Annotated in this window: 14 protein-coding genes and 1 pseudogene; 4 read left to right on the top strand and 11 right to left on the bottom strand. The window is 69.8% G+C overall.

From position 1 onward, the window contains the following. Positions 1-389 precede the first annotated feature (389 nt). The gene (locus JAO81_RS36155) at positions 390-821 is read left to right on the top strand and encodes a hypothetical protein (protein ID WP_199552229.1); all 432 of its coding nucleotides are present in this window, start codon (positions 390-392) and stop codon (positions 819-821) included. 387 nt (positions 822-1,208) lie between these two features. Here JAO81_RS36155 and JAO81_RS36150 read toward each other — a convergent pair whose 3' ends face one another. The 11 genes from JAO81_RS36150 to JAO81_RS36100 all read right to left on the bottom strand — a co-directional run bounded on the left by JAO81_RS36150 (position 1,209) and on the right by JAO81_RS36100 (position 13,556). Then, positions 1,209-1,895 (bottom strand): methyltransferase domain-containing protein, encoded by a 687-nt coding sequence (locus JAO81_RS36150; RefSeq protein ID WP_199552228.1) that lies wholly within the window; start codon positions 1,893-1,895, stop codon positions 1,209-1,211. A gap of 99 nt (positions 1,896-1,994) precedes the next feature. Then, positions 1,995-2,435, bottom strand: coding sequence for a VOC family protein (locus JAO81_RS36145; RefSeq protein WP_199552227.1), 441 nt, complete (start codon positions 2,433-2,435; stop codon positions 1,995-1,997). Between the two features lie 187 nt (positions 2,436-2,622). Beyond that, positions 2,623-4,806 (bottom strand): FUSC family protein, encoded by a 2,184-nt coding sequence (locus JAO81_RS36140; RefSeq protein WP_199552226.1) that lies wholly within the window; start codon positions 4,804-4,806, stop codon positions 2,623-2,625. Between the two features lie 109 nt (positions 4,807-4,915). After that, on the bottom strand, positions 4,916-6,031 hold the full coding sequence (locus tag JAO81_RS36135) for a peptide MFS transporter (RefSeq protein WP_199552225.1): 1,116 nt from the start codon (positions 6,029-6,031) through the stop codon (positions 4,916-4,918). Positions 6,032-6,163: 132 nt separating this feature from the next. Beyond that, positions 6,164-7,300, bottom strand: coding sequence for an RNA polymerase sigma factor (locus JAO81_RS36130; protein ID WP_199552241.1), 1,137 nt, complete (start codon positions 7,298-7,300; stop codon positions 6,164-6,166). A 5-nt stretch (positions 7,301-7,305) separates the two neighbouring features. Further along, positions 7,306-7,713, bottom strand: a complete 408-nt coding sequence (locus tag JAO81_RS36125) for a YciI family protein (protein ID WP_165335238.1) — start codon at positions 7,711-7,713, stop codon at positions 7,306-7,308. Between the two features lie 119 nt (positions 7,714-7,832). Continuing rightward, a complete protein-coding gene (gene yjfF, locus JAO81_RS36120; RefSeq protein ID WP_199552224.1) occupies positions 7,833-8,858 on the bottom strand; it encodes a galactofuranose ABC transporter, permease protein YjfF in 1,026 nt (341 codons plus the stop codon). Next, entirely contained in the window at positions 8,855-9,958 is a 1,104-nt protein-coding gene (locus JAO81_RS36115; protein WP_307814073.1) for an ABC transporter permease, read from the bottom strand. Before JAO81_RS36115 ends, yjfF begins: the two co-directional genes overlap by 4 nt. After that, positions 9,955-11,493: a sugar ABC transporter ATP-binding protein gene (locus JAO81_RS36110; protein ID WP_199552223.1), complete on the bottom strand. Its 1,539-nt coding sequence runs from the start codon at positions 11,491-11,493 to the stop codon at positions 9,955-9,957. The genes JAO81_RS36115 and JAO81_RS36110 overlap by 4 nt, the downstream gene beginning before the upstream one ends. A 103-nt stretch (positions 11,494-11,596) precedes the next feature. Beyond that, positions 11,597-12,601: an ABC transporter substrate-binding protein gene (locus JAO81_RS36105; protein WP_199552222.1), complete on the bottom strand. Its 1,005-nt coding sequence runs from the start codon at positions 12,599-12,601 to the stop codon at positions 11,597-11,599. Positions 12,602-12,824: 223 nt separating this feature from the next. Next, a complete protein-coding gene (locus JAO81_RS36100; protein ID WP_199552221.1) occupies positions 12,825-13,556 on the bottom strand; it encodes a M15 family metallopeptidase in 732 nt (243 codons plus the stop codon). A gap of 86 nt (positions 13,557-13,642) precedes the next feature. Here JAO81_RS36100 and JAO81_RS36095 point away from each other — a divergent pair, with 86 nt between their 5' ends. From JAO81_RS36095 to JAO81_RS36085, 3 genes and pseudogenes are all read left to right on the top strand, one after another. Further along, positions 13,643-14,323, top strand: a complete 681-nt coding sequence (locus tag JAO81_RS36095; RefSeq protein WP_199552220.1) for a response regulator transcription factor — start codon at positions 13,643-13,645, stop codon at positions 14,321-14,323. Next, positions 14,316-15,410 carry a HAMP domain-containing sensor histidine kinase gene (locus tag JAO81_RS36090; RefSeq protein WP_199552219.1) on the top strand — a complete coding sequence of 365 codons (1,095 nt, stop codon included), beginning with the start codon at positions 14,316-14,318 and terminating at the stop codon, positions 15,408-15,410. The genes JAO81_RS36095 and JAO81_RS36090 overlap by 8 nt, the downstream gene beginning before the upstream one ends. A gap of 260 nt (positions 15,411-15,670) precedes the next feature. After that, positions 15,671-16,174: pseudogene (locus JAO81_RS36085) on the top strand (endonuclease/exonuclease/phosphatase family protein); the annotation flags it as partial. Between the last annotated feature and the right edge of the window lie 98 nt (positions 16,175-16,272).

Below are 16,272 nucleotides of genomic sequence, written 5' to 3'. Positions count from 1 at the left end.
CAAAGGGGGGGGCCGCAGGCCGGACCCCCGCGGGGGCCCCCCCGGCCCAAAGCCCCGGCACCAACCAGGCCCCGGCCCCTTTGACATCCATATCTGACATCAACCGCCATGGTCATTCACGACCGGGGACGCCTCCTGAGCAGCAGGTCCACAGACTGCCCGACTCGCCGGAAGCTTAAGGGGCCGTGATCACTCGCCCCAAAGCAGCTCCAGCCCGATGGAGGAGTGTTGGGGTGCTTTCTGACCAGTGGATTCCAGGTTTCCACAAGGTCTGCGCAAGGCCGCTCACGCACTGTGGTCCCCACGAACCGGGTGTTCGATCGAGGTTCCTACTCGGCACCGCAAACCATGGGGGATTCACTTTGAAGCTACGACAAGCCAGGCGCTGGATGCCGCTCTCTGCAGTTGCGGCCGCGTTTGCAATCTTCGGCAGCGCGTCAACAGCGCACGCCGCCATTACGTGGGACACGAGTATCCTGAGCATGCGGACCTCTATTGATTCCGACGGCGCTGATGCGAAAGCCGAAATTTGGGAGCGAGGGTACTCGTACTGGGAGAACGAGGCGAACTTCGACGCCAACGGCGAGGAGCTCAGGCTCCTAGACGATCGTCAGGATGGCCAATTGGCGATCGCGCAGGTGTGGGTCTATAACAAGTCGGGGACTCTGGTGGATACCGACACATTCTCGACGGGATCTGTCGACAGGTTCAATATGGGCACGCCAGATGGCAGTGGAGATATCCCGGAAGGGTACGAAGTCAGGATCAATATCTGCGTTGGCAACATCACCTGCGCCGGTACGGCCAAAGGCAGGGCCTGAGCGGGTCCGCTCCAAGGGGACCTGGCGCCCGCGTGATCTGCCTGCGGTGCAGCAGCTAAATACAGCGACCGTGTCGCCCGACCTCACCCGATAGAGTCCCAGGGGTCTCAAGGCAGCCGGTACGGCCGTAGTTGACCGTTCTGCATAGAGCTACGGATCAGAAGGTCTGACATCCACAGCTGACATCAACGACATCGGACAGAGACGTTCGCCCGCGCTTCTGTCCGGTACTCGCCTCCACGGCCGATGGCTCCTGATCGACCCCCTCGTCGAGCTCCTAAAGCGGGTGTCGCAGGTTCGAATCCTGCCGGGGGCCCCCCAGCGCAAAGGCCCGGGACCGATCATGGCCCGGGGCCTTTGTCAGCGTCACGTGGCCGGGCTCTGATTTCACGGCTGGGCGACGACGTACAGCGACTGGGCATCGTCGTGGCGCTCCGGGAACTCCGGGAATACGGAGAGCAGGTCGCCCTCTTTGACGCGCTCCACCTTGCTGAAGCCGGCTTCCTCCAGTGCCCACGTCAGGAGGTCGAAGTCGAACAGGTTCCGGTGCCCGCCGCGCTGGTGGAACAGGTCGTTCACGATGTGCTGGGTGGGGACCCCGCCCAGAGTGAACGCGGGGTAGCGGCTGCGCCGGTCCTCCAGAAGGGTCCGGCCACGATCCTCGACGTAGGAGACGCACACCTTCTCCAGATCAGGGCAGGACAGCCATACGGCGCCGTCGTCCGTCAGTACGCGACGCAGCTCGGTCAGCAGGGGCAGCAGGTGCTCGCGCAGCTCGAGGTGCTCGATGACGTGCTGCATGACGACAGCCCGCACGCTTCCGGTCCTGAACGGGAGGCGTCCGGCCATCAGGTCGATGTCGTAGTCCGAGCCGCTCAGATCGCAGTTGAGCCAGCCCTCGACACGACGGCCGCCGCAGCCCAGATGCAGCAGTTCCGCGTCGGGTGTGCGGCGCAGGCGGGCGGTGACCAGCGCCTTGACGCGGGCAGCCTCGTAGCGGATGCCGGACAGTGTGCGCTGGTCGACCGGGTAAGTGCGGAGTACCGCGCGCCGCGCGAGCGAGGTGAGTGCCATGCTCGCAATGTAGGCATGTGCCCTCTTCTGGCGAGCGCGGCGCGCAGACCCCAACACCCCATTGCGGCAGCGGTCGCTCCTCCTGTTCAGCCCAGCTGTTCAGCCCAGTTGCTCGGCCAGGCCGACGATGATGCCCTCCGGGCCGCGGACGTAGCAGAGCAGGTAGCTGTTCTCGAAGCGGGCGATCTCGCCGAGGAGTTCGGCGCCGTGCGGGCGCAGGCGGGCGAGGGTGGCCTCGAGGCCGTCGACGGCGAACATGACGCGGTGGGTGCCCAGGATGTTGTGCGGCTTGTCGCGTGGCTCGGTGCTGGTCGCCGCCGGGGTGCGGTACTTCGACAGTTCGAGGCGGCTGTGGCCGTCCGGGGTCCGGAGCATCGCGATATCGCAGTGGACGCCGTCGAGTCCGGTGCACTGGTCGGCGACGAGGCCCTTGACCTCGGCCCTGCCCTCCAGCTCCATCCCGAGTTCCACGAAGAACGCGATGGCGGCGTCCATGTCCTCGACGACGATGCCCACGTTGTCCATCCGCTGAATCGCCATGGTGGTCTCTCCTTCATGTTCGTGCGGCCGGTTCTTCTTGTACGGCCGGGGGCGGCCGCTGCCGTTCTTCTTCTACGGCCGGTCGTGGCCGCTGATGTGCCTGGGACGGAGCCGGTGGCGCGTTCTCGACATCCGCGGGCGGTCACTTTCGCTTCGGTCCGAGGGCCGGCGGACGACCGCGCCGAGATCATCGACTGAGCGGCACGGGAGGCGAGGCGTACTCCAGGGCGGTCGAGAGGTCGGACAGGGAGGTGAGAAGGAGGGTCCCGGTGCGGTGCACCATCTCGGACGCGGCGCCTTCGCCGTGCCAGTCCGCGAGGGCGGCGCGGACCGGTTCCCAGGTGGGGACGCGGTGGTCGCGTACGGCCTGGGCCGCGTCGTCGGCCGCCTGTTGCAGGGCGGCGGCCAAGGGGGCCGCGGCGGGAACGGGCAGGGCTCCGGCCGCAGGGACGTGGGCCTCCAGGAGCATGGTGACGCGGGCGGCTTCGTAGAGGGCGCGTTCGGCGCCGTCCTCCGTGGTGTGGGACAGGCCGCGGTCGCGTACCGGTTCCTTCGCGGCCAGGGCCACCGCGTCCCGCCAGGCGAGCAGGGCGCCGCGGGCGGTCAGGACCGCTTCGCGCGTCTCGCGGGCGGAGTGTTCGGCCGGCTCCGCGTAGTGGCGTACGACCGTGGCGGCATAGCTCAGGTCGGCGTGGATCCAGTCGGCGAGGCGCGTGCGCAGCCGGTGCGTCTCCCAGGAGGGGTAGAGGGCGTACGCCAGCATCGCCAGGCCGCCGCCGATCAGGGTCAGGACGAGGCGCGCGGGCACCGACTGGTCGAGGCCGACGCCCGCCATGCCGAGCGTGAAGACGGTGTACCCGGACGCGGCGGCCTGGACGGGGGCGTATCCGGTGTACATGAAGAGGAGGATCAGGCCGCCGCACACGACGGACAGGACGGCGGCCAACGCCTCCCCGGGGTGGGCGAGTTCGACGATCGCGCCGGCGATGACGAGACCGAGGACGGTACCGCCGAGGCGGGCGGCTGCCCTGCTGTACGTCTGGGAGAACCCGGGGCGCAGGATGAGAGCGCCGACCAGCGGGACCCAGTAGCCGTGCCCGAAGGGCAGGGCGCGGCCGATGAGATCGCCCACGACCATGACCGCCGTGAGGCGTACCGCGTGCCGGAACACCGGGGAGTCGCCGCGCAGTTGGCCCCGGACCGTGGCGAGGGCGCCTCTGAACTGGTCGGCCACCGAGGGGAGTACGAGGGTGCCGGCGCGGTCGGCACCGGCTCGACCGGCTCCGACGGACCCCTCGGAGCCGTCTCCGCCCGCCCCGCCCCCACCGTGACCGTCACCGCCTCCACCGTGACCGTCACCGCCCCCACCATGACCGTCACCGCACCCGCCGTGCCTCCCGCCCGCCGTGTCCACCACGTCGTGCAGCAGAGCGCGCAGCCGGCCGGCCGCCTGGTGGGCCGGGCCGGTGAGTGCGGGGCCCGACGAGGGGATCTCGATGGCGGCGAGTGCCTGCGGGGGCAGTTCGGCCGGCCGGCCATGACGGATCGCGTCGGCGGTGGCGTCCAGGAGGGTGGCAGCCGCGGCGAGCAGTGCGTCGACGCGTACGCGGGCGAGGCCAGGGCCGGTGACCGAGGGATCGGCGAGCGTGCCGAGCAGGGGGCGGATCTGCTCGGCGAGCCCGCGGGCACCGTGCAGTTCGGCCGGGCGGCGGCGCGCGTGGCGGGCGCTGAGGGTGGCGGCGTCCCTGGCCTGGGCGAACAGGCCCGGCGTGAACGGTGCGGCCGGGTCGTCCCGCAGCCGGCGCGCGTAGTCGGCCTCGGCGGACAGGGCGTCGGCGAGCGCGTCGCGGTGGCGGCCCCAGCGCCGGATCGGGAAGAGCACGACGAGGGCCGCCTGCACCAGACCGCCGCCGACCATCAGAGCCGCCTGCCCCAACGCCTGCGTGACGCCGACCGGCAGGGCGACGGTCACCAGCATCACCGCGGCGTTGGTCGTGCCGAGGCTGCCCGCGTTCGCGCCGAGCGACCAGGCCATGCCGCCGAGGAAGGCCCACAGGGCGAGCAGGGCGAGGAACAGCGGCAGACAACCGCCCGTGAGGTAGCTGAGGAAGGTCGTGACGCCGAGGGTGAGCGCGGAGATGACGGGGAGCAGCGGGTCCGGCCGCCAGCTGCGCTGGAACACCGCGATCCCGCCGAGCAGCGCACCGTACGCGGCACCTGCCGCGGCGGTCCCGCCGAACAGCCACAGCGCGAGGCCGCCCGACAGGGCGAGACCCACCGTCGCTCGCAGGGTGATCAGCGGTTCGAGCCTGGTCCGCTCCACGCGCAGTCCGGAGCGGGCGGCGTCCTTCAGCGTGCTGGTCCATCCCATTTCGTGAGAATACGTCTGCAACACGGCTATATCTCCAGGATAAACATGGCCATATCTCCAGCAAACTCCCCGAGTGAAGTACCGAAGGCGTGCGCGTCGGCACCCGCCCTCACACGGCGACCCGCACCCCCGCCTCGCCGGGCCTGTGCTCACCGATCCGCGTACGCAGCCATGCCGCACCCCTGAGCATCAGCAGACCCGCGACGACGAGCAGGACCCCCTGCCCCAGGAAGGTGCCGGTCTGCCCGATGACGTGGTCCAGGCGTGGCACTTGGCCGCCGAGGCTGTCGCCGGTCGCCGCAGCCAGGAACCAGATGCCGATCATCTGGCTGGTGAAGGCGCGTGGCGCGAGCGCCAAGGAGAACCTGCCGGGAGTGGAGACGTTCCGGCCCTTGCGCAGCCAGAACATCCCGACCAGCGGGGCGAGCACGATCCCGAAAACGGAGGGGATGGACAGGGTCCAGCTCGCCGGCATCAGCCCGCCGAACACGTGGAGGTCGACCTTCTGCGAGGCGAAGACGTTGAGCGTGGTCGCCATCTGGTCGTAGACCATCCAGAAGAGCGCGGCGGCGGCGAAGAACCAGATGTACGCCTTGAGGCGGACCCGCTCCCCGGCGTCGACGTGGGGGCAGCGGTACATATGGGCGAGATAGCCGGCCGGCACGAGCAGACCGACGGCCGCCAGCGCGTACGTGGCGTTGTCGAACCCCAGCAGACCGGTCTCGGTGGCGAGCAAGGCCAGCAGGGCGAGCAGGGCGACCGCGGCACCGGCGGAGCGCAGCACGTTGCGGCGCTCGCGGGCGGTGAGCGGGACGACCGGCGGCTCCCGGTAACTGTCGGCCAACCGCCGTTTGCCGAGGGCTAGTTGTGTCAGACCGAGGGCCATCCCCACCGCGGCGGCGGCGAACCCCAGATGCCAGTCGACCTCCTCACCGAGGAAGCCGACCATCGAGGTGATGTTGGTCTTGAGCAGTCCGGTGCCGGCGGCGATGAGCAGCAGGCCCGGCCAGACGCCGGCATCACCCGGTACGGCCAGGCAGATATGGCCGGCCATGATGACCACGCCACCCAGGAACACCGCGCGACGGGCCCCGAGGAAGCGGTCGGCGACCCAGCCGCCGGGCAGCGCGAGGAGACCCAGCATGGCCATGCAGACGCCCGCGACGGCCACGGAGTCCGTCGTCCCGAGTCCCATGCCGCCGGTCGACTTGGAGGCAGTGGTCACGGAGGGAGCCTGACCGAACCCGCACGCCTCGCACCCTGCCCTGCCGCGACCCCGGCGTAATTGCCCCCTGCACGCCATCACGCCTTGTTGAAATTCCTTTCAGTAGCGTTCTGCCCTGATGTGAACGAACCCTCAACGCTTGTTGAGCCGCGCCGCCTGCCGGGTCAGATGGGTGCGTTCGGCGAGGTTGGGGGCCTGGGTGGCGGCCTCCGTGTAGAGGCGGGCGGCCGTGGCCGGGTCGCCGGCGCGTTCGTGGAGGTAGGCCGCCGCCGCGGTGTGGCGGGGCAGCGCGGCGTCCAGTTCGGCGAGCGCGGCCAGGCCCGCGTGCGGGCCGTCGGCCTCGCCGAGGGCCACGGCGCGGTTGAGGCGGACGATGGGGTTGTCCGTCAGGCGTACGAGCTCGTCGTACCACTCCACGATCTGCACCCAGTCCGTCTCCTCGGCGGTGCGGGCGTCGGCGTGCAGGGCGGCGACGGCCGCCTGGGCCTGGAACTCGCCGAGCCGGTCGCGGGCGAGGGCGGCCTGGAGGATGACCACGCCTTCGGCGATCAGTCCGGTGTCCCAGCGGCCGCGGTCCTGCGCGGCGAGCGGTACGAGGCCGCCGTCGGGAGCGGTACGGGCGGGGCGGCGGGCGTGGTGGAGCAGCATCAGGGCGAGCAGGCCCGCGACCTCGGGGTGGTCGATCGCGGTGGCGAGCTGCCGGGTGAGGCGGATGGCCTCGGCGGCGAGGTCCACGTCGCCGGAGTAGCCCTCGTTGAAGACCAGATAGAGGACGCGCAGCACGGTGGCCACGTCGCCGGGCTGCTCGAAGCGGACGCCGGAGACGGTGCGTTTGGCACGGCTGATCCGCTGCGCCATGGTCGCCTCGGGGACGAGATACGCCTCGGCGATCTGGCGCGTGGTGAGCCCGCCGACGGCGCGCAGGGTGAGCGCCACGGCTGACGACGGGGTCAGGGACGGGTGGGCGCACAGGAAGTAGAGCTGGAGCGTGTCGTCGAGCGCGGGCGCCGGTCCGGGCGCCGGTTCCTCCTCCACGCGGTCCTCGCGCCGGCGGCGGGACGTGTCCGCCCGGGTCGCGTCGAGGAACTTGCGCCAGGCCACGGTGACCAGCCACCCCTTCGCATCCCGCGGAGGGTCGGCCGGCCACACGCGGACCGCCTCGACGAGCGCGTCCTGGACGGCGTCCTCGGCCGCCGCGAAATCGGCTCCGCGGCGGACGAGGATCGCGAGCACGCTCGGCGTGAGGCCCCTCAGGAGCGCCTCGTCCAAGGAGCTCACTCCGTGATGGTGGGCTGCACGCCGTAGAACGGGCGCAGTTCCAGCCACTCGTGGATCGGCTTCCCGCCCGCCCCGGGAGCGGCCGACAGCTCTCCCGCGAGTTCCACGGCGCGTTCGTACGTGTCGACGTCGATCACCATCCAGCCCGCGATCAGGTCCTTGGTCTCGGCGAACGGACCGTCGGTGACCGGCGGGCGCCCCTCCCCGTCGTACCGGACGAAGGTGCCCTCGGGAGAGAGCGCCTGCCCGTCGACGAACTCCCCGGTCTTCTCGAGCCGGGCCGCGAAGTCGTTCATGTACTGCACGTGCGCCGAGATCTCCTCGGGCGTCCACTGGTCCATCGGCACGTCGTTCACGGGGGCCGGGGCGCCGCGGTAGTGCTTGAGAAGCAGGTACTTGGCCATGACGTTTCTCCTCGCTGCGTGCGACCCATTGTGGGCGCGTTCACTGCGGGGACGGAGCCGGACGCCGGTTCTCGACATCGTGGGCCCAAGTTTTTTCCCGGCCCCCGAACTCCTGCGCGTCAGGTCTTCCTGCGGGCCGTCATCGTCCGCTGCACCAGGATGAACGCGCAGAGCAGCACACCCGTCGCGATCTTCGTCCACCAGGAGCTGAGCGTCCCCTCGAAGGTGATGAGGCTCTTGATCAGGCCGAGGACGAGCACCCCGAAGAGCGTGCCGAGCACGTACCCGGAGCCGCCGGTGAGCAGGGTGCCGCCGATGACCACCGCGGCGATGGCGTCGAGTTCCATGCCGATGGCGTGCAGCGGGTCGCCGGACTGGATGTAGAGCATGAAGAGCAGACCGGCCAGGGCCGAGCAGAAGCCGCTCACCGTATAGACGGCGATCTTCGTGCCGCCCATCGGGAGACCCATGAGCAGGGCCGACTGCTCATTGCCGCCGACGGCATACACCCGGCGGCCGAAGCGCGTGTAGTGCAGCACGTAGTACGCGGCGCCGAGGACGGCCAGGGCCACGAGGGCGCCGACGGACAACTCCCCCACGCCCAGCGGGACCCGGGTCTGCGCCAGGGTGCCCACCGAGGCGTCGCCGATGGAGATCGACTCCTTGCTGATGACCAGGCACAGGCCGCGGAAGAGGAAGAGTCCGGCGAGGGTGACGATGAACGGCTGGATCTCGAAGTTGTGGATCACATAGCCCATCAGGAACCCGCCGAACGCGCCCACGCCGAGCGCGAGCGGCACCACCAGGACCAGCGGAAGACCCTGCCGTTCCACCAGCCAGGCGGTGAACATGGTGGTGAAGCCGATCATCGAGCCCACGGACAGGTCGATGCCGCCGGACATGATGACGAAGGTGGCGCCGATGGCCGCGACCAGCAGATAGCCGTTGTCGATGAACAGGTTGAGGAACACCTGGGGTTCGCCGAACCCGTAGTTCGCGTACCGGCTGAGGCCGCCGCCGTACATGGCGAGGAACAGCGCCGCCGTGACCAGGACGGGCAGCCGCCGGTCGCCGAGCAGCCGGGTGGCGCGGGAGGAGGCGGTGCCGTTCCCGGCCACCTCGGGCTTCCGGTCCGTCGCGGTCATCGCGACACCTCCGTCGAGGTCTTCGGTGGCTTCGGGGCGGCGGCCGGCAGCACGGGCTCCGCCGGGGTGGGCTCCGTCAGGTTCCTGGCGCGCCGCGCGCCGAAGACCTTCTCCCGGAACTTCGGGGACTGCAGCAGGCATACGACGATGACGACCGCGGCCTTGAAGACCAGGTTGGTCTGGGTCGGCACGCCGATCGTGTAGATCGTGGTGGTCAGGGTCTGGATGACGAGGGCGCCGATCACCGTACCGCCGATGGAGAAGCGGCCACCGGTCAGTGCGGTGCCGCCGATGACCACGGCGAGGATCGCGTCGAGCTCGATCCACAGACCGGCGTTGTTGCCGTCGGCGGCCGAGGTGTTGGAGCTGATCATGAGCCCCGCGATGCCGGCGCACAGCGCGCAGAACACGTACACCATGATCTTGATACGGGTGGACCTGATGCCGACCAGACGGCTGGCCTCGGCGTTGCCGCCGACGGACTCGACGAGCAGTCCGAGCGCCGTGCGGCGGGTGAGGAGAACCGTGACGGCGACGACGGCGGCCACCACGAAGATGGAGAAGGGGAGCGTCAGCCAGTAGCCGCCGCCGATCAGCTTGTACGGCTCGCTGTGGATGGTGATGATCTGGCCGTCGGTGATCAGCTGGGCGACGCCGCGGCCCGCGACCATGATGATCAGGGTCGCGATGATGGGCTGGATGCCCATCCTGGCCACCAGGAAGCCGTTCCACAGACCGCAGACCACCGCGGCCACGAGCCCGACGCCCATCGCGAGGAACACGGCGGACAGCGCGTTCTGGTCGGCCTGGTCGCTGATGTACGAACAGGTCAGGGCGCCCGTGATGGCGACGACGGCGCCGACCGAGAGGTCGATGCCGCCGGTCGCGATGACCAGGGTCATGCCGACCGCCACCAGGATGAGCGGCGAGCCGAACAGGACGATCGAGACGAGGCTGCCGTAGAGGTGGCCGTCCGTCATCTTGACCGAGAAGAAGTCGGGTGTGAACGGGACGTTGACGATGAGGAGGGCGAGCAGGACGGCGACCGGCCAGAACAGATGGTGACGCGTCAGCGCTCGCCAACGGGGGGTGGTGGTCACTGGTGTGCTCCGCTCGCGATGGTCTCGAGGATCGTGCCGGCGGTGATCTCGGGGCCGTTGGCCAGGCGCGCCACCAGCTTGCGGTCGCGCAGCACCCCGATGGTGTGGCTGAGCCGCAGGACCTCTTCCAGCTCGGCCGCGATGTACAGGACGGACATGCCGTCCTCGGAGAGGGAGACCACCAGTTTCTGGATCTCCGTCTTGGCGCCGATGTCGATGCCGCGGGTGGGTTCGTCCAGGATCAGCAGCTGCGGCCGGGTGATCAGCCAGCGGGCGAGCAGCACCTTCTGCTGGTTGCCGCCGCTGAGCTGTCCGACGCGGGCCTCGGGGTTGGCGGGGCGGATGTCCAGGGCCTTGATGTACTTCGCGACGAGTTCGTCGCGCTGCGGGACGGGGAGCGGGCGGGTCCAGCCGCGGGCCGCCTGGAGCGCGAGGATGATGTTCTCGCGCACCGTCAGGTCGGGGACAAGCCCCTCGGTCTTGCGGTTCTCCGAACAGAACGCGACGCCCGCGCCGATCGCGTCGTTGGGGGCGCTCATCGACACCTGCTTGCCGCCGATGGTCACCGTGCCGCTGTCGGGCTGGTCGGCGCCGAACAGGAGCCGGGCGAGCTCGGTGCGGCCGGATCCGAGCAGGCCGGCGAGTCCGAGCACCTCGCCCTTCTTGATGTCCAGATCGAAGGGGGCGATCTTTCCGGTGCGGCCGAGCCCCTCGGCCTTGACCAGCAACTCACCCACACCGGAGTGCAGTTGGTGCTCGTGCAGCTCCTCCAGCTGGTCGAGCGCCTTGCCGATCATCAGCTCGATCAGGCCGACCTGGTCGAGGTCACGGACCAGGTGCTCGCCGACGAGGGCGCCGTTGCGCAGCACGGTCATGCGGTCGCAGATCTCGTAGATCTGGTCGAGGAAGTGCGAGACGAACAGGATCGCCACACCGTCGCGGCTCAACTGGCGCATCAGACGGAAGAGTTCGAGGACTTCGTCGCGGTCGAGGCTGGAGGTCGGCTCGTCGAGGACGAGCACCTTGGTGCCGGATCCGGGCGCGTCAGGGTCGCCGGTGCCCACCGACCGTACGATCGCGACGAGTTGCTGTACGGCGAGCGGGTACGAGGACAGCGGCGCGGCCACGTCGATGTCGAGGCCGAGCCGGTCGACCAGCTCCGCCGCCTCCTTGCGCATCCGCTTCCACTGGATGCGTCCCGCGCGGGTGGGTTCGCGGCCGATGAAGATGTTCTCCGCCACCGACAGGTTGGGGCAGAGGTTGACCTCCTGGTAGACCGTGCTGATGCCGGCCTGCTGCGCCTGCAGCGGGCTGGTGAACCGTACGGGCTCCCCGTCGAGGGCGACCGTGCCGCCGTCGAGCGCGTACACGCCCGTCAACACCTTGATCAGCGTGGACTTTCCGGCGCCGTTCTCGCCGATCAGGGCGTGTATCTCGCCCGGGAAGAGCCGGAAGTCGACGCCCGACAGAGCCCGTACCCCCGGAAATTCCTTCACTACGCCCGTCATCTCCAGGACGGGCCGCGGCTCTGCCATGGCAGCGCTCCTCATGCGTCTTCTCGGACCGAGGGGAGCCTCCTCGCCGAGGGCCTGTCGGTCCCGGCCGGCGAAGAGGCTCCCTGCAGGTGGGAACGGGCGGTCAGTACTTGCGGTCGGGCAGCGCGTCCTTGGCCTGGTCCTGCAGGAAGTCGCTCTCCTCCGTCTTGATCCAGCGCTCGAGCTTCTCGCCGTCCTTGACCTTCTGCACGACGTCCATCAGCTGGGGGCCGAGCAGCGGGTTGCACTCGACGATGGCGTTGATCTTGCCTTCGGACATCGCGATGAAGCCGTCCTTCACGCCGTCGACCGTGACGATGAGGATGTCCTTGCCGGGCTTCTTGCCGGCCGCCTCGATGGCCTGGATGGCGCCGAGGCCCATGTCGTCGTTGTGCGCGTAGAGCACGTTGATGTCCGGGTTGGACTGCAGGAACGCGGCCATGACCTGCTTGCCGCCGGCGCGCGTGAACTCGCCGGTCTGGCTGACGACGATCTTCCAGTCGTCGGCGTGGTCCGCGTCCATGACCTCCTTGAAGCCCTTGGCCCGCTCGATCGCGGGCGCGGCACCAGTGGTGCCCTCCAACTGGGCGATCTTCACAGGGCCCTTGTGGCCGGCCTTGTCCAGGACCTTCTCCAGGATCTTGGCCGCACGCCGGCCCTCGTCCGTGAAGTCGGAGCCCACCAGGGTCACGTACAGGGACTCGTCCGAGGTCTCCACGGAGCGGTCGGTGAGGACGACCGGGATCTTCGCCGCCTTGGCCTCCTTGAGCACCGCGTCCCAGCCCGTGACGACCACCGGCGAGAAGGCGATCACGTCGACCTTCTGCGCGATGTAGTTGCGGATCGCGGAGATCTGGTTCTCCTGCTTCTGCTGGGCGTCGGAGAACTTCAGGGTGTAACCCGCCTCCTTCGCCGCGGACTTGACCGAGTCGCTGTTGGCGCTGCGCCAGCCGCTCTCGGAGCCGACCTGGGAGAAGCCGAGGGTGAGTGCCTTGCCGCCGCCGCCCGGGGAATTCGACGACTTGCCGTCCTCCTTGGCGCAGGCCGCGAGCCCGGCCGCGGCCGCCGCACCTACCGCCGCGGTGAGGAAGTTTCGCCTGGTGAGCATGCTGGATCTCCTTCGTAGCGGTGCTGTTCCGGGGACGTGCGGTGCTGTTCCGAGGATCAGACGTTGTTCGAAATCTCGAACAAGCGGGGGTGCGCAGAGGTAAGGCTCAGAAGCGAGGGGGTGTGTCAGCGATGGAGGTCATAGTGAGCGCCCACCGCTCCCTCCGGTCAAGAGGTCGCGCACGAAGCCGGACATCACGTTTACATAACGCGAGCAAGCGGAGTCACCGCATCCGCGGGTCCTCGGTCGGATCGGCGTACATGACCGGGCAGCCCGCCCGGACGGCTGCGGGGCGCAGCTCGTAGTGCCAGGGTTCGTTGCGGTAGATCTGGCACAGCCCGTACGCGGCGCCGTGGCGCGAAAGCCACGCCTGGGCAGCGTTCGGGCCGAGGTCGACCGCCTCTCCCGACACATGCGGGGAGGTCTGTGCGGTGGCCACCCAGCGGGCGGCTTCCTTCTCGGAGCCGTACTGCGCGACCGCCTTGCGCAGCAGGTCGTCCTGGTACTCCGCGGAACGCCAGCCGCTGTTGACGGACATCGTGATCCCGGCGTCCGCCGCCGCCCGGCGCAGCGCCGCGCGGAGCTCGGGGTCGAGGTTCGCCACGGCCGGAATGTGGTCGTCGAAGACGGTCGTGCCGCCCGGCACCCGGCCGTCCGCCTCGCCCAGCGGGCGGTGCTCCGCGCCCTTGTCCCGGCGGACTCCGCCGGGCGGTGCGGCCGGGGAGGACGGTTCGTCGGTGGTCGGTTCGTCGGTGGCCGGATCGGCGGTGGCGGGTGAGGCGCTCGGGGACGGCGATACGGAGGAGAACGACGAGGAGGCCCCTGACGACTGACAGCCGGCGACGCCGATCAGCGTCGCACCTGCGATCGCCACCGCGGTCGCGGCGAGAGGGGCCGTGCGCCGGGTACGGCGGACTGCTGCGTGGGCGGGCTTGCCTATGTCGCTGTGGTTCATGCCCGCAGTCAAAAGAATCGGGTGTTGCCGTCCCGTATGCGGTTTTCGATATGCCGACGATATGTCCCGACTCGTAGCCTCGGACCATGCGAGTGCTGATCGTCGAGGACGAGCCCTACATGGCAGAGGCCATTCGCGATGGTTTGCGTCTGGAAGCGATCGCGGCGGACATCGCGGGGGACGGTGACACCGCCCTCGAGCTCCTGGGCATCAACACGTACGACATCGCCGTACTCGACCGTGACATCCCCGGCCCCAGCGGTGACGAGGTCGCCAGGAGCATCGTCGCGTCCGGCACCGGGATGCCGATCCTCATGCTCACCGCCGCGGACCGGCTCGACGACAAGGCCAGCGGCTTCGGGCTCGGTGTCGACGACTACCTCACGAAGCCGTTCGAGCTGCAGGAACTCGTGCTCAGGCTGCGGGCGCTCGACCGCCGGCGGGCGCACAACCGGCCGCCCGTACGGGAGATCGCGGGGCTTCGGCTCGACCCGTTCCGCCGCGAGGTCTACCGCGACGGGAACTATGTCGCGCTGACCCGCAAGCAGTTCGCCGTGCTCGAGGTCCTCGTGGCCGCCGAGGGCGGGGTCGTCAGCGCCGAGGAGCTCCTGGAGCGGGCGTGGGACGAGAACGCGGACCCGTTCACCAATGCCGTACGCATCACGGTCTCGGCCCTGCGCAAGCGGCTCGGCGAACCGTGGGTGATCGCCACGGTGCCGGGTGTCGGCTACCGGATCGACGCAGCCTCCGGAGGCACGGGTGGATAGGCGGCCCGGCTGGAGCGTCCGGCTGAAACTCACCCTCAGCTACGCCGGGTTCCTCATGGTCGCCGGTGCCTTGCTGCTCGCCGCCATCGGATGGTTCCTCCTGGAACAGCGGTGGCTGCAGACCAACGAATCGGGGAGGTGGCAACAGGGCCCGGGCGTCGCCTTCGTGCGCGGGTTCGCCCCGCTGGCGGCCGCGGTCATGGTGTTCCTGCTGGTGTTCGGGCTCCTGGGGGGATGGATCCTCGCCGGCCGTATGCTCGCGCCCCTGACCCGCATCACCGATGCCGCCCGCATGGCCACGCACGGATCCCTGTCCCACCGGATCCGGATGCCGGGCGCCACGGACGAGTTCCGTGAACTCGCCGACGCCTTCGACGCGATGCTCGCCCGGCTCGAAGCCCACGTCGCCGAACAGCGGAGATTCGCGGCCAATGCCTCGCACGAACTGCGCACGCCGCTGGCGATCTCGAAGTCGCTGCTCGACGTGGCCCGCGCCGACCCGAGCCGCGACATCGGAGAGCTGATCGACCGGCTCAGCACCGTCAACACCCGGGCGATCGATCTCGCCGAGGCGCTGCTCCTGATGAGCCGCGCCGAACAGCGGACCTTCACGCCGGAGTACGTCGACCTGTCCCTGATGGCCGAGGAGGCGTCCGAGACCCTCCTCCCCCTCGCGGAGAAGCGGGGCGTGGCCCTGGAGACCAGCGGCGAGATCACCCCCACGACCGGATCACCGGCGCTCCTGGGGCAGCTTGTGGTCAACCTCGTGCACAACGCGATCACCCACAACCTGCCCAAAGGCGGCGCCGTGTGGATCACGACCACCACACGTCCCGGCACCGCGGTGCTCACCGTCGAGAACACCGGCGAGTGGCTCTCCCCCGAGCTGGTCGCGACGCTCACCGAGCCGTTCCAGCGCGGCACCGAACGCGTGCACGGCGACCATGCCGGAGTCGGCCTCGGTCTCGCCATCGTGGAGCGGATCGTCCAGGTCCACGACGGCACCCTCACCCTCACCCCGCGCGCCGAAGGCGGCCTCCACATCCGCGTACAGCTGCCGGGTGTGCCACCGCGGCCGGCCAAGTAGAGCCGAGCGGTGCAGGAAACGAGGCGCGGCGCAGGAAACGACGAGCGGTGCAGAAAGCGACGAGCGGTGCAGGAAACGATCAGCGGTTCAGGAATCGATCAGTGAGTGGAACAGCATGAGCGAAGCAAGCGGTGAGTGACGTGATCAAGGACGCCGTGGATACGCGGGGGCAGGGCGGCGCGGCGGGCGAGGAGCCTGCCGGGACCGAGACTGCCCCGAGCACGGCGGACGGCCGGCCGGGGCCGTGGCGGCGCGGCCTCGTGCTCGCGGTCTGCGCGCTGCTGCTCGGTCTGCTGCTTGTGCTGCACCCGTGGATCACGGACCGGGCGGGCCTCGGCAGTCTCGTGGAGACCTTCCTGCCGTGGTTCGGCGTCCTCGTCCCGGTGCTGCTCGCCGCCGCGCTGTGGCGCCGTTCCGCCTCGGCGGTGGTCGCGCTGCTGCTGCCGGCGGTGGCGTGGGTGAGCCTCTTCGGCGGGCTGCTCATGGACAAGTCCCAGGCGGGCGGCGACCTCATGGTGGTCAGCCACAACGTCGCCGCCGAGAACACCGACCCGGCCGGCACCGCACGTCGACTGGCGGACTCCGGAGCCGACTTGCTGGCCCTCGAAGAGCTGTCCGACCAGGCCAGGGGCACGTACGAGAAGGAGCTGGCGCAGGCGTACCCGCACCACACCGTGCAGGGCACGGTCGGCCTGTGGAGCAAGCTGCCGCTGTCGGACACCCGGCCGGTCGACGTCCTGCGGGACAATGTCGGGCCGCTGGCGCGGGAGAGGGAGCAGCAAGGGGACGTCCTGGCCGCGTTGGCGGCCACGGCGTAGGCGCGGAGTTGGTCGGCGTCGAGCTGGTGGGCCACGGCGTGGTG

Source organism: Streptomyces sp. N35 (assembly GCF_016464295.1).
In the GTDB taxonomy this organism is placed as follows: Bacteria; Actinomycetota; Actinomycetes; order Streptomycetales; family Streptomycetaceae; genus Streptomyces.
This window is presented reverse-complemented; position numbering and strand designations above follow the sequence as displayed.

What these genes read in the sequence shown, in the direction of transcription:
- JAO81_RS36140 (WP_199552226.1), bottom strand. Translation starts at nt 4,806, where the DNA reads ATGGGATGGACCAGCACGCTGAAGGACGCCGCCCGCTCCGGACTGCGC.
- JAO81_RS36155 (WP_199552229.1), top strand. Translation starts at nt 390, where the DNA reads ATGCCGCTCTCTGCAGTTGCGGCCGCGTTTGCAATCTTCGGCAGCGCG.
- JAO81_RS36100 (WP_199552221.1), bottom strand. Translation starts at nt 13,556, where the DNA reads ATGAACCACAGCGACATAGGCAAGCCCGCCCACGCAGCAGTCCGCCGT.
- JAO81_RS36095 (WP_199552220.1), top strand. Translation starts at nt 13,643, where the DNA reads ATGCGAGTGCTGATCGTCGAGGACGAGCCCTACATGGCAGAGGCCATT.
- JAO81_RS36125 (WP_165335238.1), bottom strand. Translation starts at nt 7,713, where the DNA reads ATGGCCAAGTACCTGCTTCTCAAGCACTACCGCGGCGCCCCGGCCCCC.
- JAO81_RS36110 (WP_199552223.1), bottom strand. Translation starts at nt 11,493, where the DNA reads ATGGCAGAGCCGCGGCCCGTCCTGGAGATGACGGGCGTAGTGAAGGAA.
- JAO81_RS36150 (WP_199552228.1), bottom strand. Translation starts at nt 1,895, where the DNA reads ATGGCACTCACCTCGCTCGCGCGGCGCGCGGTACTCCGCACTTACCCG.
- JAO81_RS36145 (WP_199552227.1), bottom strand. Translation starts at nt 2,435, where the DNA reads ATGGCGATTCAGCGGATGGACAACGTGGGCATCGTCGTCGAGGACATG.
- yjfF (WP_199552224.1), bottom strand. Translation starts at nt 8,858, where the DNA reads ATGACCGCGACGGACCGGAAGCCCGAGGTGGCCGGGAACGGCACCGCC.
- JAO81_RS36105 (WP_199552222.1), bottom strand. Translation starts at nt 12,601, where the DNA reads ATGCTCACCAGGCGAAACTTCCTCACCGCGGCGGTAGGTGCGGCGGCC.